Origin of the sequence: Flavobacterium sp., assembly GCF_039595935.1 — a bacterium.
Taxonomy (GTDB): Bacteria; Bacteroidota; Bacteroidia; order Flavobacteriales; family Flavobacteriaceae; genus Flavobacterium.
On sequence record NZ_JBCNKR010000006.1, the window covers coordinates 1639777 to 1663753 of the forward strand.

Below are 23977 nucleotides of genomic sequence, written 5' to 3' on the forward strand. Positions count from 1 at the left end.
ATCATTATAAGCTGTATTTTAATGTAATACCGTAAGTTCTTTGATCTCCCAAAACACCTGCATATTGTCCGGCATTTCCTCCTGCAGGCAATAATTGCTCATAGTAATCTTTGTTCAAAAGGTTACGTCCCCAGAAGTGAACGGATAAACCTTGTGTTGCACGGAAACCTAAACGAGCATTAAAAATCGCATATCCCTGAACAACTAAATATTTTGAAGCAGAAGGGCTTGATGAAAATTCAGAACGAGCGTAAGAATCTACAGCAAGAAAAACTTTTCCAGCGTTTCCAAAGAATTTGGCATATTCAGAAAGTTCTCCACCCAAAGATCCAGCCCATCTTGAAGCACCCGGAAGAGCAGATCCCGAAACATCTTTGAAAGATACCGGAGCTCCAGTCTCTTCTAAAGGGAGCGGCGCGTTAGTGAATTTTTCATAAATAGCATCAGTATAAGTTACGGCACCGTTTATAGTTAAATTTGGACTTATAACAAAGCTTCCATCTACTTCAACACCTTGTACACGTACTTTATCAGCATTTGCAAGATAACCACGGTTTACACCCAGTTCAGCTGCCTGAACGTTAGTTTGGAAATCTTTAATATCTGTTTTAAATAAAGCAACGTTAAAGATTGAGTTTCTGAAAGGAGAAGTTTTTACTCCAACTTCATAATGATATACTTTTTCTGGTCTAATAACCGCAAGATCTAATAAAGGCGCACCTTTAGAATCAGTTGGAAGTCCCGCAACGTTTACACCAACCGGTTTGTAGCTTTTTGCAAAAGTTCCGTAAGCATTGATTTTGTCAGAAGCTTTAACCGTAACTGTAATATTTCCAGAAAAGTCAGTATTATCAGTGCTTGAATCAAATGCCTGATCAGAATAAACCAGTTTTTTCAAAGCCAATAATTGTGGGTCAGTTGTTTGTAAACCTCCGTATGTTGTACGTGCATAGTGTGCATCTTTTTTATCGAAGTTGTATCTTAAACCTGGTAAAACGTGTAACCAATCTGTAATTGCCCAGTCAATTTGTCCAAATACGGCAGCACTCGAAGCTCTGATTCTTGCATCCGTTTTAATTCCGTATCCTTCAAATAAACCTGGAGTTTTCCATAAATTACTTGTTGTACTTTGAGAAAATCTCCATTGAGCATTTCCTGATTCTTCAGTTCCGTCAGTTTGTGATGTTTGATCGATAAAGAATACTCCGGCAACACCGCTTATTTTAGACGTAAGCTGTCCTGCATAACGAACCTCCTGAGTAATCTGCGTTTGTCTTGTTGGGTTTTGTGATTTTGCCAATACTTGTAAACCTGTAAAATCTCTGTCATTTGACGGATCCCAGTTCCAGAAGCGCCATGCCGTTGTAGAAGTAAGTGTTCCACCTCCAATTTTTGTATCCACATTTAAAGAGAAACCTCCCATATCCTGATTAGAACGCCAAGGTGTATCCTGATCTATTTTACGATCAAAAGCATTTTGACTTGGCAACTGATAATTTAAATCGGCAATAATAGCATTAAACTGACGGTAAGCTGCTCTTTGCGTTGGCGCAACACCAGCAACAACCTGTGCATATCCGTCAGGGCGCTGTGTTGTAATATCAGCCGCAAAAATAACATTAGTATTTACGGTAGGAGTCCAAAGTAATTGTCCTCTAATTCCTTGGTTGCTTAACGTATTTGTAGGTCTTCCAGTTACCACATTGTCAATTAAACCGTCACGAGATGTACCTGAGAAAGATATTCTACCTGCTACTTTTTTACCTAAAGCACCAGTTAAAGAAGCTTTAGCCTGAAGGAAAGAATAATTTCCATAGCTAACTTCAAAATCAGCACCAGAAGTAAAACTAGGTTTACGGGTTGTAATGTTAAATGCTCCTGAAGTAGTATTTTTTCCAAATAAAGATCCTTGCGGGCCACGTAAAACCTCAATTTGTTCTACATCTATAAAATCAAGAGTAGTGGCAGCCGGACGAGCGTAATAAACTCCATCAACATAAAAACCAACACCCGGGTCAATTCCGTCATTAGTTAATCCGAAAGGCGAACCTAAACTACGAATATTGATTCCTGTATTTCTTGGGTTAGAAGAATAAAGCTGTACAGAAGGAACCAATTCTTTAATACGGTTAACGTTAAAAGCTCCTGTTTGCTCTGCTTGTTTTCCTGTAATTACAGAAATAGCAATTGGCACATCCTGAACTTTTTCAATTCTTCGTCTTGAAGAAACAACAACTTCAATAAGCTCGTTTTCTTCTTTAAGAGCCACCTGAATAGGGTTTACAGGAATAGAAGTTAGTTCAATTTCAGCGGTTGTATATCCTACATATTGAACTAAAAGGGTTAGTGGAAGTCTTCCGTTTGAATCGATTGTAAATTTACCGCTGTTATCTGTAAGAGCGCTGTAAGTTGTTCCTTTAATTACTACGTTAACAGCTTCTAATGGAATATTTTCGCTTGTTGTAACTACACCTTCAATATTTTGTGCGAATGAAATAGAGAATGTAAAAAAGAATAAAATTGTAATGATATTTTGTATAGATGTTTTCATTTTTATATTAAGTATATGTGATTAGTAGAATTTAAAATAAATTTTTTTTAAATCAACATATACACATACAAAATGAATTGCTATTGTCAGCTGTAAATCGCTTGTTTTTATTTACGTTTAAAAAATTTGTTACACCTGATGAACTAGAATGTACTTTCATGAGTTAGAATTTTGTAAATGGTTTGTTAATTATTTTTGGCAAATATATACATAAATTCTATCGATTTACTAGGAATTAGAAAATATTTTTTTATTTATTTACTAATGAGGCGATTGTGATGCCTTCCATAGCCTTCAAAGTTTTGTCTCTAATGAGCATCAAACCGTGACGCAGGTTGCATTCAGACTCGGTTTTGCAATCAGAGCAAGGCTCGTAAAAATTTAAAGAAGCGCATGGCAAAAGTGCAATTGCACCGTCAAATAATCGGTGAATTTCTGCCAAAGTGATGTCATTTTTTGATTTAATTAGATAATATCCGCCAAATTTTCCCTGCTTACTGCTCACAAAACGACCTCGTTTTAGATCTAATAAAATCTGTTCTAAAAACTTTTTCGGAATATTAGCACCATCAGCAATTTCCACAGTTCTGGAAATGTGATTTTCATCTTGTTCTGCTAAATAAAGTAAGGCCTTAAGGGCGTATTTTGCTTTATGTGATAACATCTATAATATGTATTATTTTTTACAAACTTCGGTTATTAATTCTTTTGCGGGCAAATAACCTAGGTTAAGAGCTGCTTTAAGATCAGAGCAATAATCTTTTTTTATTTTGAAATTAATATAATATAAAGCTCTGTTGTAATATCCCTCTGGATTTTTTGGAGCTAAAGCTACAGCTGTATCAAAATCATTTAGGGCATCTTTAGCATTTATCATAGCTTTAGAAACTGCTCTATTTTGAAAGCATTCTGCAGATTTTGGATTTGCTTTTATTACTTTGTCAAAATCAAGTATTGCTTCTTTGTGTAAATTTAGTTCTTTTTCTATTAATCCCCTATTTTCATATGCGAGAATATATTCTGGATTAATTTTTATACAATGTGAATAATCATCTAACGCTCCATTTAAATCACCAATCTTTGATTTTGAATATGCTCTGTTAAAATAAGCTTTATATGAATTTTTATCTATGGAAATAGATTGTGAGAAATCATCGATAGCATCTTTATAATCTTTTAATTTAATATATAAATTTCCACGACTAAAATAAGTTTTAAAGTCATTTGGATTTAAAGATAATGATTTATTATAGTCAGAAAGGGCTTCAGAATAATTGCCGAGGTCATAATTATAATATCCTCTATAGTAATAATTATCGACATCAGGGAATTTTTGTATTAAGCTATCCAGTACTTTTAAATTTTTAGTGTTTTCTATTTTTTCATTGTCAAAAAACTCTTGAGAATAACAAGACAAACAACAGCTAAAAATGAATAAAAAGAGATTAATTTTCATAGATGATTTTAAAACAAAACTAAAAAAAATAAAACAAAATAACTCTACCAACTTCCACTAGATCCTCCACCTGAGAACCCGCCTCCGCCAAATCCTCCACCAAAGCCGCCTCCGCCAGATGATCCACCGCCGAAACCTCCAAAACCGCCGCCGCTGCTTCTGCCAAGACTGCTTAAAAGAATTACATCCATTAAACTTGGACCGCCGCCACTGCTGCCAGAATTTCCGCCGCCTCTTTTGCCTCGGGAAAGTAAAATTAAAACAATCACTACAATAATGATAAACGGAAGAACAGGAAAATCTTTTCCTTTAGATTGTTTTCGTTCTCCTTTATATTTTCCTTTAAAAACATCAAAAAGGGCATCTGTTCCTTTGTCAAGTCCGTTATAATAACTTCCGGCTTTAAATTCTGGAATAATGATATTTCTAATAATTTCTCCACCAATTCCAGCCGTTAAACGATCTTCTAAACCGTAACCAGGATTAATGGCAATTTTTCTTTCGTTTTTGGCAAGTAGAATAATGACACCATTATCATCTTTTGCAGTTCCTCCAACTCCCCATTTTTGTCCCCAATTTGTAGCAAGAATATTAATGTTTTCGTTTTGAAGACTTTCTATAGTAATTACAACAATTTGTGTCGTAGTAGAATCAGAATAACGAATTAGTTTTTCTTCTAATTGTGCTTTTTCAGAAGCACTTAAAACATTAGCATAATCGTAAACTGAGGTTTGTTTGCTTGGAATTTCAGGAATTTTAAATTGAGCAAAAATACAGTTGACAGTAAAAAAAGCGACAAACAAAAAAGTAAACTGAAAAATTCTATTGGAATTTGAGATTTGGTTTTTGAAATTTTTCATCATTTATCCTTTTGAAATTTCGTTAGATAATTCGTTAATATCGTCTTCCTGAGATGGGAAATATTTTTTTAGCTGTTCGCCGGCATTCAAAATACCATCAACAATTCCCTGCTTAAAATTTCCTGATTTAAAGTGATTTACCATGACATCTTTGGTGCAATCCCAAAAATCATCAGCAACAAGATCATTAATTCCTTTGTCGCCGCAAATCACGAAGTTTTTATCATCAACTGCAAAATAAAGCAAAACACCATTTTTTAGTTTGGTTTCATCCATTCGCAATTCATGAAAAACTTCTAAAGCTCTATCATAATGAGCTTTAGAAGTAGTTTTTTCTATATGAACTCTAATTTCGCCAGAAGTATTATTTTCGGCCGTACGAATAGCTTCAACAATTTCCTGCTCTTCTTCTTTGGTTAAAAAATCTTCTACTTTTGACATGTCGATAATTTTAGAGTTTAGATTTTAGAATTTAGATTTTTTCTAAAAGTATTGAATTCTTTAGAATTTTACTTCAACTGGTTTATCAGCACCCGTAGAAGCTTCAAAGTATGGTTTTTCTTTGTATTCGCTCAAGAACCAGTTGTTTGGAATTTTTAAAACATATCCGTTGTATGTTTGTACCGATTCGTTGAAACGAGTTCTTGCTGTTAAAATTTGGTTTTCTGTACTTGCTAATTCATCTTGTAATTTCAAGAAGTTTTCATTAGCTTTTAAAGTTGGATACTGCTCAACAGAAACTAATAATTTTGATAATGATGAAGTTACACCACTTTGTGCCTGGTTGAATTGTGCCAGTTGCTCAGGAGTTACATTACTTGGGTCAATAGTTACAGAAGTAGCTTTTGCACGAGCTTCAATTACAGCTGTTAAAGTTGATTTTTCAAAATCAGCAGCACCTTTTACAGTGTTTACTAAATTCCCGATAAGGTCATTACGTCTTTGGTAAGCCGTTTGAACATTTCCCCATTCTTTATTTACAGCCTGACTGTGCTGTAAAGCAGTATTTTTAATTCCAATCGACCAAAATGCGATAATAGCGATAAATACAATAATAAGCCCTACAGGGATTAACCACTTTTTCATATTTGTTTTGATTTAAGTTTATTTCTATTTTTAATTACAATTCGTTTTTGATATCGTTTAATTGTGTTTTGATGGTCTCTAATTTACGTATTATTTCGAATTTATCTAACGTTTTCTTCTGACCTTCTTTTAGATGCGTTTTGGCTCCTTCAAGTGTAAAACCTCTTTCTTTTACCAAATGATAAATCAGTTGCAGGTTGGTTACATCTTCGGGCGTAAACATTCTGTTGCCTTTGGCGTTCTTTTTGGGTTTTAGAATGTCAAATTCGCTGTCCCAAAATCGTATCAAGGATGCATTGACATTAAAGGCTTTGGCTACTTCGCCAATGCTGTAATATCTTTTATCTTTTGAAAGCTCAATATGCATGTGTTTTTGTTTCTAATTTATTTCAAAAATACTACTTTTTGTAGTATTAATCTAATGATTGATTTTCCTGATTTGCCATTTGAGAAATTGCCACATATTCTGCAGCTGATATATTTCCGTAATAGAAATTAAGCGGATTTACCACTTTTCCATCTTTATGAACTTCATAATGACAATGCGGACCTTCAGATCTTCCTGTACTTCCTACGTAACCAATTACGTCACCGCGTTTGACATGTTGTCCGGGTCTGCAGTTGTATTTGCTTAAATGCGCGTACAAACTCTCATATCCAAAACCGTGCCTGATCACGACATGATTCCCAAAGCCCGATGCGGTGTTGTCAGCTCGTGCCACAATGCCATCTCCGGTGGCATAAACCGGTGCACCTGTGTTGGCTGTAAAATCCATTCCGTTGTGCATTTTTCGCACTTTCGTGAAAGGATCAATTCTGTATCCAAAACCAGAAGCAACCCGTTTTAAATTTTCATTTCGAACAGGCTGTATTGCCGGAATCGCTGATAACAGACTTTTTTTGGCTCCGGCTAATTTTAATATTTCATCCAGCGATTTAGACTGAATGGCTAATTGTTTCGAAAGTTTATCAATGCGTTTTGTGGTGTTTAAAACCAATTGCGAGTTGTTGTAACCTTCTAATGTTTTATATCGGTCAGGATTTCTAAAACCTGCTTTTCTAATTGAATCCGGAATTTCTGCCTTATTAAAATAAATTCTGTAAATATTATTGTCACGTTCTTCTAAAGCATCTGCAGCATCATCAATCTCATCTAGTTTTTTATTTAAAATGGCATATTGCAGTTTTAAATTTTCTATTTCACGTGCCTGTAAACGATCTTTAGGAGTTTCAAAATAAGGCGTATTAATTAAAAGAACGAAAACTAAAAAACCAAATAATGCCGAGGCTAGTAAAAACAGTAATGCGTAACCTATTTTTATTCTTTTTCTGGTTTTTATTTTTGTATAAGCCAGATTTTCTGAGTCGTAATAATATTTTACTTTCGCCATATTTTAAAATACGCTATTTTTGCTCCCTGTAAAATAAGTTAGACGAACAAAACGATTAATTGTTTCATTTGTCTGTGGCTTTTTTTACAAGAATTAATGATTAGATATTGGGGCTATTTTATCATTAGATAATGCGCAAAATAGGTAATTTATTGTTTAAAACAGAAGTTTTTTAAATTAAATTCAGGCATTATCAAATTGAGAATTACTTAATTATCTAATTTTCAAATTGACACATTTGTAAACAGACACATTTTTCTAATTTTAATATGAAATCACAAGACGTACGTAAACAATTTTTAGACTTTTTTAAAAGCAATGGACACTTAATTGTTCCATCGGCTCCTATCGTTCTTAAAGACGATCCAACCCTAATGTTCAATAATTCTGGAATGGCCCAGTTTAAAGAATTTTTCTTAGGGAACGGAACTCCAAAAAGTCCTAGAATAGCCGATACGCAAAAATGTCTTCGTGTTTCGGGAAAACATAATGATCTTGAAGATGTAGGTTTTGATACGTATCATCATACTATGTTTGAGATGCTTGGAAACTGGTCATTTGGTGATTATTTCAAAAAAGAAGCAATCAACTGGGCTTGGCAGCTTTTGACAGAAGTGTATAAAATTCCAAAAGAAAATCTTTATGTTTCTGTTTTTGAAGGGAGTAAAGAAGATAATGTTCCTTTTGACCAAGAAGCTTGGGATATCTGGAAAACATTAATTGACGAAGACCGAATTATTCTTGGTAATAAAAAAGATAATTTCTGGGAAATGGGAGATCAGGGACCATGCGGACCTTGTTCTGAAATTCACGTTGATTTACGTCCGGAAGCTGAAAAAGCTCTTGTTACAGGAAAAAGTTTGGTAAACAATGATCATCCGCAAGTTGTTGAAATCTGGAATAATGTATTCATGGAATTCAACCGTAAAGCTGATGGATCTCTTGAAAAACTTCCTGCACAGCACGTTGATACCGGAATGGGATTTGAGCGTTTATGTATGGCGTTACAAGGAAAAACATCAAATTATGATACAGATGTTTTTACACCGCTTATTGAAAAAGTAGAACAAATTACAGGTTTAAAATATACATCTGACGAGGTTAAAAATATCTCAGAAGAACAAAGTAAAACTAATATTGCAATTCGTGTTGTTGTAGATCACGTTCGTGCGGTTGCTTTTGCCATTGCTGACGGACAATTGCCATCAAACACTGGGGCTGGATATGTTATTCGTAGAATTTTGCGTCGTGCAATTCGTTACGGATTTACATTCTTAAATACAAAAGAGCCTTTTATCAATAAATTGGTAGAAGTTTTAGCAAATCAAATGGGAGAATTTTTTCCTGAAATTAAATCGCAGCAGCAATTAGTAAATAATGTAATCCGTGAAGAAGAAGCTTCTTTCTTAAGAACTTTAGAACAGGGATTACAATTGTTAGAAAATGTTGTAGCTGAAACTAGTGGAAAAGAAGTTTCAGGAGCAAAGGTTTTTGAATTGTATGATACATTTGGTTTCCCAAAAGATTTAACTGCTTTAATTCTAAAAGAAAAAGGTTTCTCTTATAATGAAGCTGAATTTGAAGTTGAATTGCAAAAACAGAAAACACGTTCTCGTGCAGCTTCTGAAGTTTCAACAGAAGACTGGAATGTTTTGATTCCCGGAAATGTAGAAACATTTGTGGGCTATGATAAAACAGAAAACGAAGTAAAAATTACTCGCATCAGAAAAGTTGATTCTAAAAAAGATGGTATTTTGTACCAAATCGTTTTAGATAATACACCTTTTTATCCAGAAGGTGGAGGACAAGTTGGAGATAAAGGAACATTGGTTTCTGCAAACGAAACAATTGAAATTATCGATACCAAAAAAGAGAATAATTTGATTTTGCATTTTGCAAAACAGCTTCCTGAAAACGTAGAAGCAGGTTTTGTGGCAAAAGTAAATACAGATTTAAGAACATCGACTTCAAAAAATCACTCTGCTACGCATTTAATGCATTTGGCTTTGAGAAACATTTTAGGAACGCATGTTGAACAAAAAGGATCATTGGTAAACCCGAATTACCTGCGTTTTGACTTTTCTCATTTCAGTAAAGTTTCTGATGAAGAAATTAAACAAGTTGAAGCTTTTGTAAATGCTCAGATTGAAGCACAATTACAGTTGGTTGAACACAGAAATATTCCAATTCAGGAAGCATTAGATAAAGGCGCAATGGCTTTATTTGGTGAGAAATACGGCGATAATGTTCGCATGATTGAGTTTGGAGAAAGCCGAGAATTATGTGGAGGTATTCACGTAAAAAATACAGCTGATATCTGGCATTTCAAAATTATTTCTGAAGGTGCTGTTGCAGCTGGAATTCGTCGTATTGAAGCAATTACTGGCGATGCGGTGAAAAACTTCTATCTAAACCAGGAAAATACATTGGCAGAGATAAAAGAAACACTTAAAAATCCACAGGATATTTTAAAATCGGTTGCTTCACTTCAGGATGATAATGCTAAGTTGAAAAAACAAGTAGAGCAGTTACTGAAAGAAAAAGTAGGTTCGTTAAAAACGGAATTAGAGAAAGATTTCCAAGAAGTAAACGGAGTAAATTTCCTTGCAAAACAAGTAGATTTAAGCATGGCTTCTACAAAAGATTTAGCTCAGGCTTTAGGAAGTTCTAAACCAGATTCGTTTGTGTTTTTAGCTTCTGTAGAAGATGGTCAGCCAAATATTCACTGTTATATTACTAAAGAATTGGTTGCGAGTAAAGGTTTAAATTCTAATGCTGTAATTAAAGAATTAGGTAAATATATTGAAGGAAATGGAGGAGGACAGCCTTTCTTCGCTTCTGGAAAAGGTAAAAATGCAAACGGAATTGCTGAGGCTTTGGCTCACGCAGTTGAGTTTATACAGTAGTTTTTTTAATCTCGCAAAGACGCAGAGTCGCAAAGTTTTTTTAAGCTTTGCGACTTTTTTTTTGTTTTATAATTTTAATTTTGTAAGTTTTTACTTTAAATTATTAAATATGACTGAAAATGAAATTTCGGCTATAGTAGTTGATACTTGTTATAAAATACACGTCAAACTCGGTCCAGGTTTATTAGAATCAGTTTATGAAGCTATTTTGTATCATGAATTGACAAAGAGAGGATTGAGTGTAGAAAGACAAAAAACGTTACCTGTTATTTGGGATCAAATAAACTTAGATATTGGCTTTAGAGCAGATTTGATAGTTGAAAACAAAGTAATTCTAGAAATTAAATCAATTGAACAACTAACAGATGTTCATGCGAAACAAGTTTTAACTTATTTAAAAATAACAAAAATGAAATTGGGTCTACTTATAAATTTTAATGTGCCAATAATTAAGTTTGGTATAAAAAGAGTAGTTTCAAATCTTTATTAAAAACTTAGAATAAAAAAGTCGCAAAGCTTATAAAAATAAAACTTTGCGACTCTGCGACTTTGCGAGATTCTTTATGTGTACTTATTTACGTTCTCCAATCTGCTGGCGCCACATCGCATAATACAATCCTTTTTCAACAATTAAATCTTCATGTTTACCTTGTTCGATGATTTTACCTTGTTCCAGAACAAATATTCTGTCAGCGTGCATTACAGTAGATAATCTATGAGCGATTAAAACCGTGATTCTGTTTTTATCTGAAATATTTCGAATCGTATCGTTGATTTCTTCTTCTGTAATCGAGTCTAATGCAGAAGTTGCTTCGTCGAAGATTAATAAATTCGGATTTCTTAAAATGGCTCTTGCGATAGATAAACGTTGTTTTTCTCCACCTGAAACTTTAATTCCGCCTTCGCCAATTGTGGTGTTTAAACCATCTTCGGCACGTTTAAGAAGTTTATCGCAGCTCGCACGTTTTAAAGCATCATATAACTCTTCATCAGTTGCATTTGGTTTTACAAACAATAAATTTTCACGGATTGTTCCGGAGAATAACTGTGCATCCTGAGTAACAAAACCTAATTGTTTTCTAAGATCCAGTAAATCTATTTCTGTAGAGTCAATATCGTTGTATAAAATTTCTCCTTCTGCGGGAGTATACAAACCAACTAAAAGTTTTACCAAAGTCGTTTTCCCGGAACCAGAAGGCCCGACAAAGGCAACGGTTTGTCCTTGTTTGATTTCAAAATTAATATTTTCAACAGCTTTAAATTTAGCTGTTTTATGCTGGAAACTAACATTCGAAAAAAGTAATTTCTGAATTGCACCAACGTGTTTTGGCGTTTTTGGACGAAATTCTTTTGGAGCATTCAAAAGGTTTTTGAAATTCTCCATAGAAACTTTCGTTTCATTCAAAGCAATAATAAAATTTCCTAATTCCTGTAAAGGTCCAAAAATAAAGAAAGTAAAAAATACCATTGTCAATAAATCTCCAACGATAATTTTTCCGCCAAATAAGAAGTAATAAAGAGCAAAAACAACACAGGTTCTTAAAAAGTGAACCGTTGTTCCCTGAATGAAGCTTAAACTTCTGATAAAACGAATTTTTTCTAATTCTAACTGTAGGATTTTAAACGTATTTAAATTCAAACGTTTTTCTTCCTGATATGTCAAACCAAGACTTTTTACAAGTTCAATATTTCGTAGACTCTCAGTTGTAGAACCCGCCAGTGCATTGGTCTGGTTAACGATTTTTCGAGAAACAATCTTGATCTTTTTTCCTAAATATAAACTCACCAAAGCAATAATTGGTGCTGTAATCAGGAAAATAATTGAGATCCTCAAATCAATTCGGGCAACGTAAACAATTACGAATATAAATCCGATGATAGTCTGAAAGATTAAAGAAATGGATAGCGTTATTAATTTTTCAGAATCAATTCTCACTTTCGTCAGTTTGCTTAAAGTTTCACCACTTCGCTGATCTTCGAATTCTGCGTAAGGAAGATCAAGAGATTTTTTAATTCCATCGGTATACATTTGTGCACCGGTTCTTTGAATAACAACATTGGTAAAATAATCCTGAAAATTTTTGGTAATTCTTGAAACCATTGCTGCGCCAAGAGAAAGACCAAGCCAGAAAGATAAAGATTTAATAAAGCCAGTTACGTTTCCGTCATATTTGTGCAGACCAACTCCGCAATCCTGCATAAGTTTTCCGGTAATAACAGAGTCTGACAAGCTGAAACAAATGTTGATAGTAGCCATAATCAAAGCAAAAAACAGTAAAAGTTTATGTTTGATTATATAGGTATATAGTAATTTCATATAAGTATAATAAAAAAATGGAAGATGCAAAAGTAAGCAAATGTTTTAGTTTGTGAAGTTGATTTTTGTTATTAAAAATGTAAATTTTTTGCTTAGGGTGAAGTGTCTTAAAAAAATAAAAATCCGGTATATTTAAAAATGTACCGGATTTTTGAAAGTTTTAAAATATAACTTTAATTATATTTTTCCGTTTTTAGAAGACCATTTTACAATGCCATTTTGAATAAGTTCCAGATTTCCATTATCCTGTAAATGAAGTTGTGCTCCGCTGACTTTAGAAACGTGATTTCTCCATACAACTTCCGTCATTAAAAAACCGTCCGGAAGTGAACCGGAAATTATAATTTCTCCACTGCTTTTTTGAAAAAAGCACATAGCATTATTATAAATTGGAGCTCCCACTGACCATACTTTTTGATTGTTTGTGCTGTCGAGAATAAATAAGCAGCCCGAATCAAATTCTAAAGAATATCGACCATTAGGAGATTTTATGCATTTTCGATAAGCGGCTATATCAATTCTTTCTCCGGTTTCTATAATCGATCTTACAGGAAATGGATACCACTTTGTAATTGATTCTTTATCTGTTTTTGATAAAACGCTCATTTGGTACACAGCAACTCGGTCAGTTGTGAGATATGCTGGGACATAATAATGCATAATAGAGAGCGGATCATATTGACTATAATTGGTTACACTTGGTTTATTAATTATTTGCCTGTCTACTTCTTCTTTCGATAAATCCATTAAGTCATAATAGTAGCTGTATACTTTTGGTAAATCCCATTTAATGTTTGTATCAGGATTTGTCATTTCATGTTTAAGACCTAAAGCATGCCCAAACTCATGTAATATAGTTCTTTTTGAACTTTCTGTATCGGTAATAGCTCCTAAGCGCATTGTAGGCGTATTTTGAACAGTAGTATAAAGCGGACTGGGATACATTATTATAGATCCTAATTGAGACCAGGCTCCGGGGTTTCCCATATTTATAGCAATTTTAATATGAGCGTCTTGTTCTTTAGAAACATATTCAAATTTAAGATTTGCATAAATAGTCCACTCATCAGCATATTTTTTTACTATTTCCTGTTCAGCTGCAGTTCCGTCCAAAAATTTGATTTTTATAGTTTGGCCTGTTTCCCAGCGAGGTGAATTTATGATTACTGATCCGGGTTTCGGAATTGAAGTATTCTTTATGAAATCAAAAGTGCATACTATATTTTCAGGTGAAAGCGATTTTGAGTTATTGCCTTCATCAGAGTTACAAGATGATAAAACCAGGATCATACTATTTAACAAAAAGAGTATTTTTTTCATAATTCATAATTAGAGAATACAATTTTAAGTTAAAAAAAAGTAAGACAATACATCTTGTTTGTAAGTATGTCTTATTCTGATATAATTAAAACTTTTAGTGGAAAAACATTTTTATGAAAATGTTTCCTTCCCGCTTAGAACTTAAAAAGAGTAATTATGATGTTATTAGTATTTCTAAATATGAATACAATACAAATAAAAATGCATTTGCGAACATTGCAGTTTTACATTATTGCCACATCGGTTTTTTTTAGATAATGCAATCATAAACTTTAAGAAAAGAGCTAGGTATTTATACGGTACTCTTCAATTTTATTCATTTTTGTTTTAAAGTGCTATAATTTACTTACAACTTTGGTTTTTAGATATTTGTATTTTTCAAAAGTGAAATAAAATTGTCATGTATCCACAATAAGTTTTTTTTGTAATAAAATAGGTTAAAAATTAGTTGGAAAATAAATAATGTTTCAATTACATTTATTCTGAACTATTAATATTTTAATCCAAAAAAATGAAAAAACTTTTACTTCTTTTCGGAGCTTTAGCTCTTACTTTAGCATCTTGTTCCAGCGATGATAATTCTTCGGATTCTGTTTTACTTAAGAAAGTTATTTTGACTGGAGAAGGCGGAAAAACCACAGTAAACTATACATACGATGGAAATAAAATCGTAAGTATTGTTGATGATACTAAAGAAATCAATATGCATTATACCTATACAGGAGATCTAATTACTAAACTAGAATTTAGACTTCCTGATGGTTCTGTAGAGCAGACAAACACATATACATATGGAACAGATGGAAAATTAGCCACTTTTTTAAGAGTTGAGTTAGATGACGATCAATTAAGAGGACATAAAGAAGTTTATACTTATAATGCAGATGGAACAATTTCAGTGAAATTGTATAGTGGAGATGACAAAACTCAAACTCTTGAATCTGATACATCTATAATTAAATTCGTTAATGGTGAAGTAAGTGAAATAACAAGTACAAATTCTCCAGATCATAAATATACATATGATTCTAAAAACAATGCAGCGAAAAATGTTTTAGGTCTTGATAAAATTGCTTTTGTTGATGGTGAAGGAGTAGGAGTTTTTCACAATGAACTTTCTGATATTTCAGAAGGAGAAACGTGGTCGACTTATACATATACTTATAATGCAGACGGATACCCTCAAACAAGTGTAGATGATACGGAAGGACTTCATTATACTTCAGAATATTTCTACTAACTAAAATAAATTACAATTGTTAATCAAAAGTCAGGAGCAAAAACTTCTGGCTTTTTTGTTTTTGAAAAATAACCGAAATTTACAAAAAAACAATTTCATGCAATTCAGAACCCAAATTCCGATTTCAAAAAGTAATAACCCAATCGACTATAGTTCGAAAATACTTTCTGTAGGGTCTTGTTTTGCAGAAAATATGGCGGAGAAATTTGACTATTTTAAGTTCCAAAATGAAACGAATCCGTTTGGAATAATATTTAATCCGGTTTCAATTGAAAAATTATTTGGCAGAGTTTGTAAAGAAGAATGGTTTCAGGAAAAAGATGTTTTTTTTCATAATGAACGCTGGCATAGTTTTGAAGTTCATTCAGATTTAAGCAATGCTGACCGACAAGAATTATTGGAAACGCTTAATAAAGCCATTTCAGAAACAAATAAAAAAATCAAAGAAGCAACACATATCATTATCACTTTTGGGACTTCATGGATCTATAGAAATTTACAAAGTGCTGAAGTCGCTGCCAATTGTCACAAAGTTCCTCAAAAGCAATTCTCAAAAGAATTATTACCAATTGAAGTAATTCAAAAAAGTATTCAAAATACAATAGATTTAATTCAGACTTTAAATCCAAACATAAATTTCATTTTCACGATTTCTCCCGTTCGTCATATAAAAGACGGTTTTGTAGAAAATCAATTAAGCAAATCACATCTATTTTCAGCATTACATCAAGTAATAAAAACTCATAATTCAAAACTTATAACTCATAATTACTTTCCCTCATACGAAATCATGATGGACGAACTTCGTGATTATCGTTTTTACAATGAAGATATGCTGCATCCTAACCAAATTGCGATTGATTATATCTGGAAATTGTTCAGTGAAAATTACATTTCACAGGAAAGCATTTCAACAATGCAGGAAGTAGACGAAATACAAAAAAGTCTGCGTCACAGAAGTTTCAATCCAGAATCTGAACAGCACCAAAAATTCTTAGCCAAACTTCAGCAGAAAATAAATCTTTTAGGAGAAAAATTACCCCACATTAAATTCTAAAATTCCTTCGATATTGGTTTTGTCTTATTTATAAAACGATAGCTTTGCGAACTTTCTTCCATAACATCTTAAAATAAACTTCGCATTTACTTTTAGAAAATCTTAGCGCACTTTGCGTTATAAATCATCTCAAAAACACGAAATAAATAAAGTAAGAAATTAACTATTTAACAGTGTAATTTTAGAATATTTCCCAATAATTATGTAAATTGTTAAGGGTTTAAATTTTACATTTTTGTAAGATGTGTAACCCTGCTTTTTTCAGAAGCAATTAAATCCTGTATTTTATTGACCTATGAATAAGAAAACCATTCATTACGTAAAAAAAACACTTCGTGTACTGTTATGGTGCGTGGTTTCTATAGTTGCACTTTTATTACTTTTTGTTATATTAATTCAGGTTCCGTCAGTTCAGAATTTCGCCAAAGACAAAGCGATAACCTATCTTCATAAAAAAATAAAAACCAAAGTTACTTTAAACAGAATTGCCATAAAATTCCCAAAAGATGTAGTTCTGGAAGGTTTTTATTTTGAAGACCAAAAAAAAGATACACTACTGGCCGGTAATCGTTTAGAAGTAGATGTTGACCTTTTTAAACTCGTAAGCAGCGAACTCGAAATCAATTCTGTAAAACTTGAAAACGTAAAAGCCAATATTTCCAGAAATAAAGAAGGTGTTTTCAATTTCGATTATATTATAAAAGCATTCGAATCAAAAGAACCAAAAGTTGAAGATCCCGATGCTAAACCATTTAAAATATCAGTTGTAAAAGTAAATCTGGATAACGTTAAATTCAATTTTAAAGACGATTATTCTAAAAATGACATTGCCGTTAAACTGACTCATTTTGATACCAAATTCAATAAATTCGATTTGGATAAAATGGATTTTGATATTCCGAATATTAATTTAAACGGATTAAAACTGGTTTTAGATCAGGATGTTGTAGAGAAAATTGCAGAAGTTTCGGTAAAAACAGTTGATACTATTTCAAAACGACCGGATTTTAAACTTGCATTAGAAAAAATCTCATTATCTAAAATCGATATTTTATACGACAATAAAGACTCAAAATTAAATTCGGGCATTCGATTAGGAAATCTAAATTTATCTGTTAATGAGGTTGATATAAACAAACAGCTTTTAGATTTCGACACATTCGAATTAAAAAATCTGAGCGGAAATTTAAGATTAGGAGCAAAAGACAAACAAATCGATGCACCAAATTTAGATACAACTGCCATAAAACAAGCCGGCTGGAAAGCAAAACTTAACAAAGTCAATATTCAAAATATCGCTTTCAAATTTGATGATATGCAGTCGAAACCAACCGCAAAAGGAATCGATTACAGTCATCTGGATTTGAGTAAATTTAATCTCGAAGCAGAGAAATTATATTATGCAAATGATACCATTTCGGGAAATATAAAATCGCTGGCCGCAGCTGAAAAAAGAGGATTAAACATTCAATCCCTAAAAACAGACTTTTTCTACGGACCCAAAAATGCATCTTTAGAAAATTTGTATTTAAAAACACCGCAAACACTTGTACAAGATAAAATTAAAGTAGAATACAAATCACTTGCTGCGCTTAAAAAAGACATTGTCAATCTTTCTGTCGATGCCAATTTAAAACAATCAAAAATAGGATTTAAAGACATTTTAATGTTTGTTCCAGATTTACAGAAAACAAATCCGTTTAAAAGTAACCCAAACGCCATTGTATATGTAAACAGCCGTGTAAACGGAAAAGTAAAAGATTTGAATATTCCTAAATTTGAAATGAGCGGAATAGGAACCACAAAAGTTTCCCTTTCGGGGAAAATAATCGGACTTCCTGATGCCCAAAAAGCCTATTACGATTTAGATATCAAGAAAATATCAAGCACTTCAAAAGATATAAATATGTTCGTGCCGGCCGGAACAATTCCGAAAAATATTCAGCTTCCATCGCAGATTAATTTACAGGGAAAATTCAAAGGTTCGGTTCAGAATTTTAAAACCAATCTCGCTTTAAACAGCAGTTTCGGAAATGCAAAAGTCGATGCTTTATTCGATCAGCGAGTGAAGAAAAAAGAGAAATACGATGCAACAGTTTATTTGCTTGATTTTGATTTAGGAAGATTAATCAAAAATGATTCAATCGGAAAAATTACGCTTAAAGCGAAAGTTAAAGGAAAGGGTTTAGACCCAAAAACGGCACAGGCAGAATTAGACGGAATTGTGCAGAAAGCAGTTTTCAACCGATATACCTACAGAGATTTAGCATTAAAAGGAAATATTGCAAACGGCTCATTTGCAGTAAAATCCGGAATGCAGGATCCAAATTTGAATTTTAATTTAACAGCAAGCGGAAATACACAAGAGAAATATCCTGCAGTAAAATTAAAACTGAATCTTGATATTGCCGATCTCGAAAAACTGAACCTGCATGCCGGACCAATGAAACTTCGCGGAAACGTTGATGCTGATATTGTTAATAGTAATCCGGATTTTTTAAACGGAAAAGTATTTCTTTCAAACATTCAGATTTTGCAGGATAAAGAACCAATTGTTCTGGATTCGGTTCGTGTTATCGCATTTTCAGACAATACCAGAAATAATATAAAAATTTCTTCTCAGTTTTTAAAAGCCGAAGTTGACGGAAAATATAAATTGACAACTTTAGCCGCGGCCATAAAAAAATCATTGTCAAAATATATTGATTTAAAAAATCCAAAAGCAAATGGAGAATCAGACGAGCAAAGATTAGCTTTTACTTTAACGGTTGATAACGATCCGATTCTTTTTAAACTGATTCCGAAATTGACAGGTTTAGAACCAATTAAAATCACAGGAAAATACAATAACGTAACCGATTCTTTAGAAATAAGAGGAACAATTCCGCGAATCGTTTACGCAGATAACACCATTGCCGATGGAAAAATTAATATCGAAGCCAAAGAAAATGCTTTAGAATATTCAATTTCTATTGCTACGATTGAAAGTGGATCTTTAAAAATTCCTTTTACAAGTTTAACAGGACAGGTTCAGAACAATATTTTGACTTATGCACTTGAAGTTCAGGATGCAAAAGACAAACAACAATATTTTATTGCAGGAGAATTTAAAACAGAAGATTCTAAAAACATTTTTAAAATTGATGCAGAGAACTTCATTTTAAATTATGACCGATGGACAATTGATCCTGAAAATGCAGTTGAATTTGGAGATAAACGATTGTATGTCAATAAATTTTTCCTGAGTAATAGTGGAAACGAATTAAAAGTTCAGTCGCAGGGAACGCAAAACAATGCGCCTTTGCAGATCGATTTTGTAAACTTCAAAATCGAAACCATTATGAATATGGTTAAAAAAGATAAACTTTTAATGCAGGGTTTAATTAACGGAAATGCCGTTGTAGAAAACGTTATGACAAACCCAACTTTTACGTCGGATATAAAAGTGGATGATTTTACTTTTAAAGGCGAAAAAGTAGGAGATCTTGAAGTAAAAGTCGATAACAAAACAGCCGATCTTCTGGCAGCAAATGTAAGTCTAAGCGACGATGGAAATGACGTAAAACTTTCAGGAGATTACAATATTAAAGCCGGAAATTTTGATTTTGATGTTTTGATTAATAAGTTGAATATCAAAAGTATTCAGGGCTTTAGCATGGATAATATCAAAGAAGGAACCGGATATTTATCAGGAAACTTTAAAGTTACCGGAAATACTTCGACTCCAAAAATTAACGGAGAACTTAACTTTAATGATGCAGCTTTTAGGGTAACGCAGCTCAATTCGTATTTTAAAATCAAAAAAGAAAAAATCACATTTGATAACGAAACCATCACATTTGATAAATTCTCTCTTTTTGATGAAAACGATAATGAATTGTATGTAAACGGAAATATCAAATCGGCTGATTTTAGAAAATACAATTTTGATTTGCTTGTTGAAGCCAATGATTTCAGGGCAATAAACTCAAAAGCGGCAGATAATGATTTGTTTTATGGGGATTTGTTTTTAGACACTAAACTAAATATTAAAGGAGATCTCGAAAGCCCTTCTGTCGACGGAACGATTAAAATCAATAAAGAAACCAAATTTACAGTTGTTCTGCCGCAGTCAGATCCTTCCATCGCAGATCGTGAAGGAATTGTTGAGTTTGTGGATGAAGACAATATGTATTTAAGACAAACCGTTGAACTTCAGAATCAGCTTAATCAGTCTGATGTAAAAGGAATGGACGTTAATGTCGCGATTTCGATTGATAAAGAAGCAGAATTGACACTTTTAATTGATAAAGCCAATGGCGATTATCTGAATTTAAAAGGCGAAGCAGAATTAGTGGGCGGAATTGATAAATCTGGTAAAACAACATTAACCGGGAAATATGAGTTTACGGATGGTGCGTATGAAATGAATTTTAACGGAATAAAAAGAAAATTCAATATCCAGAAAGGAAGTTACATAACCTGGAATGGCGAGCCGACAATGGCAAATTTAAATATTACAGCAATTTATAAAGTAAATGCAGCACCAATTGATTTACTTGGAAATCAGCTGGGAAGCGATGATTCAGCTACAAGAAACAGATACAAACAAAAACTTCCGTTTCAGACTTTATTGAAAATGAACGGAGAGTTATTGAAACCGGATATTTCTTTTGGAATCGTGCTTCCTGAAGGAAATTACGATGTTTCTTCGGATGTTGTCGAACTTACACAATCTAAGCTAAAACAATTAGAACAAGATCCTGCAGAATTAAATAAACAGGTTTTTGCCCTTTTATTATTAAACCGATTTGTGGGCGAAAATCCTTTTTCTAGTGAAAGCGGCGGTACAAATCCCGAATCTTTGGCAAGACAAAGTGTGAGTAAAATACTTTCGCAGCAATTAAACAATCTGGCGGGCGAATTAATTACCGGATTTGAAGTCAATTTTGACCTCGAATCTACAGAAGATTATACAACAGGAACCATGCAAAACAGAACCGATCTTAACGTTGAGGTTTCTAAAAAACTACTCGACGACCGCTTGAAAGTTACTGTTGGAAGCAGTTTTGGCGTTGAAGGTCAGGAACGTGCCAATGAGGAAAGTACCAATATTGCCGGAGACGTTGCACTTGATTATCAGCTTACTAAGGATGGCCGTTATATGGTGCGTGCTTACAGAAAAAATCAGTATCAGGTTGCCGTTGAAGGTCAGGTAATTGAAACCGGAGTTGCCTTTATTATTACCATGAGTTACAACAAATTCAGAGAACTTTTTCATCGAACAGAACAAGAAAAAGAATTAATAAGAGAAGAAAAGATTCGAAAAGAAAAAGAAAAACAAAAAAAGAAAGAGGCTAAAGAAAAGGAAAAACTTGAAGAAGAACAGCAGGAAAATCAAATTGAAGGAAATGAGTAAAAAACATAATCATATAAAAATTACTTTAAAGTGTATGGTGCTGTTTTCCTTGTTTTTTGTTTTAGGATGCAGTAACACAAAATATCTTCCGGAAGGCGATTTGCTTTACACAGGAGGTTCTGTAACGGTGAAAGATTCGATCATGAAAAAGAAAGAAAGAAAAGCACTCGAAACAGAACTAGAAGGCTTACTGCGCCCGAAACCAAATAAAAAATTTCTGGGTTTACGACCAAAATTATGGATTTATAATATTGCCGGAGAACCTAAAAAACAAAAAGGAACAAGATACTGGCTTAGAAATAAAGTGGGAGAACCGCCAGTACTTTTCAGTCAGGTTGATTTAGATTATAATGCGGCAGTACTGCGCAATTTTACCGAAAATCGCGGTTATTTTAAAACCCGAGTAAGTGCCGATTCTACTGTTCGCAACAAAAGAGTTACGGCAGAATATACAGTAACACCCAAAAAACAATACATTATAAAGAGTGTAACTTTCCCGGACGATTCTCTGGCAATGTCAAGAATTATAGGAAGATCAAGCCGAAGAAGTTTATTAAAAGTAGGGAAACCGTATGATCTCGATGTCATAAAAGCCGAGAGAGAACGAATCGATGCCAGACTAAAAGAAAAAGGCTATTTTTATTTTAATCCCGATTATCTTTTGGCTCAGGTAGACAGCAGCAAAGGCGATCATGAAGTAAAAGTGAGAATCGTAATAAAACCAGATACGCCGCCAAAAGCGCTTACAGCTTATAAAATCAACAAGATATTTGTTTACCCAAATTATTCGCTTACCAATGATAGTGCGGTTTACAGAAAAAGAAACATTACGCAATACAAAGATTTTACTATCATAGATACAACAGAAACCTTTAAACCAAGAGTTTATGATCGAACTATCTATTTTAAAAAAGGAGATTTGTATAACCGAAAAGACCATAATCTTACCTTAAACCGTTTTGTAAATCTGGGGACTTTTAGTTTTGTAAAAAACGAATTCAAACCTTCAGACAGTATTCCAAAAACGCTAGATTCGTATTATTTTCTAACGCTTCTGCCGAAAAAATTTATTCGTGTTGAGGTTTTAGGAAAAACAAATTCTGCCAGTTATACCGGAACTGAAGTCAATGTAAACTGGAATAACAGAAACTTTTTTAAAGGTGCAGAACTATTTACGGTTTCTGTTTTTGGCGGTGCCGATTTCCAGCTTGGAGGAGTTAATAAAGGGAAAAATATTTATAAACTTGGAGGAGAAGTCAGTTTGACCTGGCCAAGATTTATAACACCGTTTCATATTCAGGGAAACAGTGAATATGTACCGAGAACAAAAGCAACGCTTCGATACGAATATCAAAAAAGAACACAATTGTATGCCTTAAATTCTTTTAATGCTTCTTTTGGATATTTATGGAAAGAAAATATTCGAAAAGAACATCAGTTAAATGTGATGGATATTACTTATGTCAGTCCAAACCATGTTACGGAAGAATATTTAGAAGATATTCAGCAAGATCCAGCATTAGAAAAAGTAATTGAAAAACAATTGATTTTTGGCCCGACATACAGCTATACGTATACCAACACGATGCAGAAACGCCGAAAAAATACAATCTATTTTAATGGTGAATTAGATTTGGCAGGAAATATTACCGGACTGGTCAGCGGTGCAGATTATCCAAACAATGTAAAAACCATATTTGATGTTCCGTTTAGTCAGTATGTAAAAATCAAGTCAGATTTCAGGCATTATTTGAAATTAGGAAAAGAAAGCGAACTAGCCAGCCGATTAATTGTTGGTGCAGGATTTGCTTACGGAAATTCAAATACACTGCCAACATCCAAACAATTTGTAGTAGGAGGGACTAATAGTATTCGAGCCTTTAGAGCCAGAACTTTAGGCCCGGGAAGTTATGTAATTCCGCCAACGACAAACAACAATTATACACCAGATCAGTCTGCCGATTTAAAATTAGAATTCAATACAGAATATCGTGCTAAACTATTTAGTATTGTAAGGGGAGCCGTGTTTTTAGACGCCGGAAACATTTGGCTTTTACATGCCGATCCAAATAAACCCGGAGCCGAAATCTCAAAAGATTTTATGAAAGAACTAGCTGTTGGCGCAGGTGTTGGATTACGATTTGATTTGTCTTTTTTAATTTTAAGAACCGATTTGGCGATGCCGCTTCGAAATCCCGCATTACCGGACGGACAAAGATGGGTTATTGACGATATTAACTTCGGAAGCGGTCCTTGGCGAAAAGATAACCTGATTTTAAATATAGCGATTGGATATCCATTCTAGTATTTGCTGCGATTTTTTTCGCCACGAATTCACAAATTAAAATCCGTGAATTCGTGGCGAAAAAAACTAAAAAAAGAAGTAAATTCGTCT

General features: G+C 33.3%; 16 protein-coding genes. 6 read left to right on the forward strand and 10 right to left on the reverse strand.

All coding sequences use genetic code 11. The features are described from left to right. Window positions 1-4 precede the first annotated feature (4 nt). From ABDW27_RS16895 to ABDW27_RS16930, 8 genes are all read right to left on the reverse strand, one after another. Window positions 5-2551, reverse strand: a complete 2547-nt coding sequence (locus ABDW27_RS16895) for a TonB-dependent receptor (protein ID WP_343696960.1) — start codon at window positions 2549-2551, stop codon at window positions 5-7. A 250-nt stretch (window positions 2552-2801) separates the two neighbouring features. After that, window positions 2802-3215 (reverse strand): Rrf2 family transcriptional regulator, encoded by a 414-nt coding sequence (locus ABDW27_RS16900; RefSeq protein WP_343696961.1) that lies wholly within the window; start codon window positions 3213-3215, stop codon window positions 2802-2804. 12 nt (window positions 3216-3227) lie between these two features. Beyond that, window positions 3228-4007 carry a tetratricopeptide repeat protein gene (locus ABDW27_RS16905; protein WP_343696962.1) on the reverse strand — a complete coding sequence of 260 codons (780 nt, stop codon included), beginning with the start codon at window positions 4005-4007 and terminating at the stop codon, window positions 3228-3230. Between the two features lie 44 nt (window positions 4008-4051). After that, complete coding sequence (locus tag ABDW27_RS16910; RefSeq protein WP_343696963.1) at window positions 4052-4867, reverse strand: TPM domain-containing protein; 816 nt, start codon at window positions 4865-4867, stop codon at window positions 4052-4054. A 3-nt stretch (window positions 4868-4870) separates the two neighbouring features. Then, window positions 4871-5308: a TPM domain-containing protein gene (locus ABDW27_RS16915; protein WP_343696964.1), complete on the reverse strand. Its 438-nt coding sequence runs from the start codon at window positions 5306-5308 to the stop codon at window positions 4871-4873. A 60-nt stretch (window positions 5309-5368) separates the two neighbouring features. Next, a complete protein-coding gene (locus ABDW27_RS16920; protein WP_343696965.1) occupies window positions 5369-5953 on the reverse strand; it encodes a LemA family protein in 585 nt (194 codons plus the stop codon). 34 nt (window positions 5954-5987) lie between these two features. Then, a complete protein-coding gene (locus ABDW27_RS16925) occupies window positions 5988-6320 on the reverse strand; it encodes a MerR family transcriptional regulator (RefSeq protein ID WP_053470537.1) in 333 nt (110 codons plus the stop codon). 46 nt (window positions 6321-6366) lie between these two features. Beyond that, window positions 6367-7344: a peptidoglycan DD-metalloendopeptidase family protein gene (locus ABDW27_RS16930; RefSeq protein WP_343696966.1), complete on the reverse strand. Its 978-nt coding sequence runs from the start codon at window positions 7342-7344 to the stop codon at window positions 6367-6369. Between the two features lie 269 nt (window positions 7345-7613). Between ABDW27_RS16930 and alaS the strand changes: the two genes are divergently transcribed. Continuing rightward, window positions 7614-10250: an alanine--tRNA ligase gene (alaS, locus tag ABDW27_RS16935; protein WP_343696967.1), complete on the forward strand. Its 2637-nt coding sequence runs from the start codon at window positions 7614-7616 to the stop codon at window positions 10248-10250. A gap of 109 nt (window positions 10251-10359) precedes the next feature. Next, window positions 10360-10740 (forward strand): GxxExxY protein, encoded by a 381-nt coding sequence (locus ABDW27_RS16940; RefSeq protein ID WP_073418054.1) that lies wholly within the window; start codon window positions 10360-10362, stop codon window positions 10738-10740. 81 nt (window positions 10741-10821) lie between these two features. Here the strand turns inward: ABDW27_RS16940 and ABDW27_RS16945 are convergent, their stop codons facing one another. Together ABDW27_RS16945 and ABDW27_RS16950 are read right to left on the reverse strand one after the other, a co-directional pair. Beyond that, a complete protein-coding gene (locus ABDW27_RS16945) occupies window positions 10822-12567 on the reverse strand; it encodes an ABC transporter ATP-binding protein (protein WP_343696968.1) in 1746 nt (581 codons plus the stop codon). A gap of 177 nt (window positions 12568-12744) precedes the next feature. After that, window positions 12745-13887, reverse strand: a complete 1143-nt coding sequence (locus tag ABDW27_RS16950) for a hypothetical protein (protein ID WP_343696969.1) — start codon at window positions 13885-13887, stop codon at window positions 12745-12747. 511 nt (window positions 13888-14398) lie between these two features. On the opposite strand from ABDW27_RS16950, the gene ABDW27_RS16955 reads away from it, so the two are divergent. The 4 genes from ABDW27_RS16955 (at window position 14399) to ABDW27_RS16970 (ending at window position 23887) form a co-directional block, all read left to right on the forward strand. After that, window positions 14399-15127 (forward strand): hypothetical protein, encoded by a 729-nt coding sequence (locus tag ABDW27_RS16955; protein ID WP_343696970.1) that lies wholly within the window; start codon window positions 14399-14401, stop codon window positions 15125-15127. A gap of 97 nt (window positions 15128-15224) precedes the next feature. Next, a complete protein-coding gene (locus ABDW27_RS16960) occupies window positions 15225-16184 on the forward strand; it encodes a GSCFA domain-containing protein (RefSeq protein WP_343696971.1) in 960 nt (319 codons plus the stop codon). 295 nt (window positions 16185-16479) lie between these two features. Beyond that, window positions 16480-21582, forward strand: a complete 5103-nt coding sequence (locus tag ABDW27_RS16965; protein ID WP_343696972.1) for a translocation/assembly module TamB domain-containing protein — start codon at window positions 16480-16482, stop codon at window positions 21580-21582. Then, entirely contained in the window at window positions 21575-23887 is a 2313-nt protein-coding gene (locus ABDW27_RS16970) for a BamA/TamA family outer membrane protein (protein WP_343696973.1), read from the forward strand. Before ABDW27_RS16965 ends, ABDW27_RS16970 begins: the two co-directional genes overlap by 8 nt. Window positions 23888-23977: the final 90 nt, after the last annotated feature.

What these genes read in the sequence shown, in the direction of transcription:
- ABDW27_RS16930 (WP_343696966.1), bottom strand. Translation starts at nt 7,344, where the DNA reads ATGGCGAAAGTAAAATATTATTACGACTCAGAAAATCTGGCTTATACA.
- ABDW27_RS16970 (WP_343696973.1), top strand. Translation starts at nt 21,575, where the DNA reads ATGAGTAAAAAACATAATCATATAAAAATTACTTTAAAGTGTATGGTG.
- ABDW27_RS16895 (WP_343696960.1), bottom strand. Translation starts at nt 2,551, where the DNA reads ATGAAAACATCTATACAAAATATCATTACAATTTTATTCTTTTTTACA.
- ABDW27_RS16965 (WP_343696972.1), top strand. Translation starts at nt 16,480, where the DNA reads ATGAATAAGAAAACCATTCATTACGTAAAAAAAACACTTCGTGTACTG.
- ABDW27_RS16900 (WP_343696961.1), bottom strand. Translation starts at nt 3,215, where the DNA reads ATGTTATCACATAAAGCAAAATACGCCCTTAAGGCCTTACTTTATTTA.
- ABDW27_RS16920 (WP_343696965.1), bottom strand. Translation starts at nt 5,953, where the DNA reads ATGAAAAAGTGGTTAATCCCTGTAGGGCTTATTATTGTATTTATCGCT.
- ABDW27_RS16915 (WP_343696964.1), bottom strand. Translation starts at nt 5,308, where the DNA reads ATGTCAAAAGTAGAAGATTTTTTAACCAAAGAAGAAGAGCAGGAAATT.
- ABDW27_RS16910 (WP_343696963.1), bottom strand. Translation starts at nt 4,867, where the DNA reads ATGAAAAATTTCAAAAACCAAATCTCAAATTCCAATAGAATTTTTCAG.
- ABDW27_RS16925 (WP_053470537.1), bottom strand. Translation starts at nt 6,320, where the DNA reads ATGCATATTGAGCTTTCAAAAGATAAAAGATATTACAGCATTGGCGAA.
- ABDW27_RS16945 (WP_343696968.1), bottom strand. Translation starts at nt 12,567, where the DNA reads ATGAAATTACTATATACCTATATAATCAAACATAAACTTTTACTGTTT.
- ABDW27_RS16950 (WP_343696969.1), bottom strand. Translation starts at nt 13,887, where the DNA reads ATGAAAAAAATACTCTTTTTGTTAAATAGTATGATCCTGGTTTTATCA.
- ABDW27_RS16960 (WP_343696971.1), top strand. Translation starts at nt 15,225, where the DNA reads ATGCAATTCAGAACCCAAATTCCGATTTCAAAAAGTAATAACCCAATC.
- alaS (WP_343696967.1), top strand. Translation starts at nt 7,614, where the DNA reads ATGAAATCACAAGACGTACGTAAACAATTTTTAGACTTTTTTAAAAGC.
- ABDW27_RS16940 (WP_073418054.1), top strand. Translation starts at nt 10,360, where the DNA reads ATGACTGAAAATGAAATTTCGGCTATAGTAGTTGATACTTGTTATAAA.
- ABDW27_RS16955 (WP_343696970.1), top strand. Translation starts at nt 14,399, where the DNA reads ATGAAAAAACTTTTACTTCTTTTCGGAGCTTTAGCTCTTACTTTAGCA.
- ABDW27_RS16905 (WP_343696962.1), bottom strand. Translation starts at nt 4,007, where the DNA reads ATGAAAATTAATCTCTTTTTATTCATTTTTAGCTGTTGTTTGTCTTGT.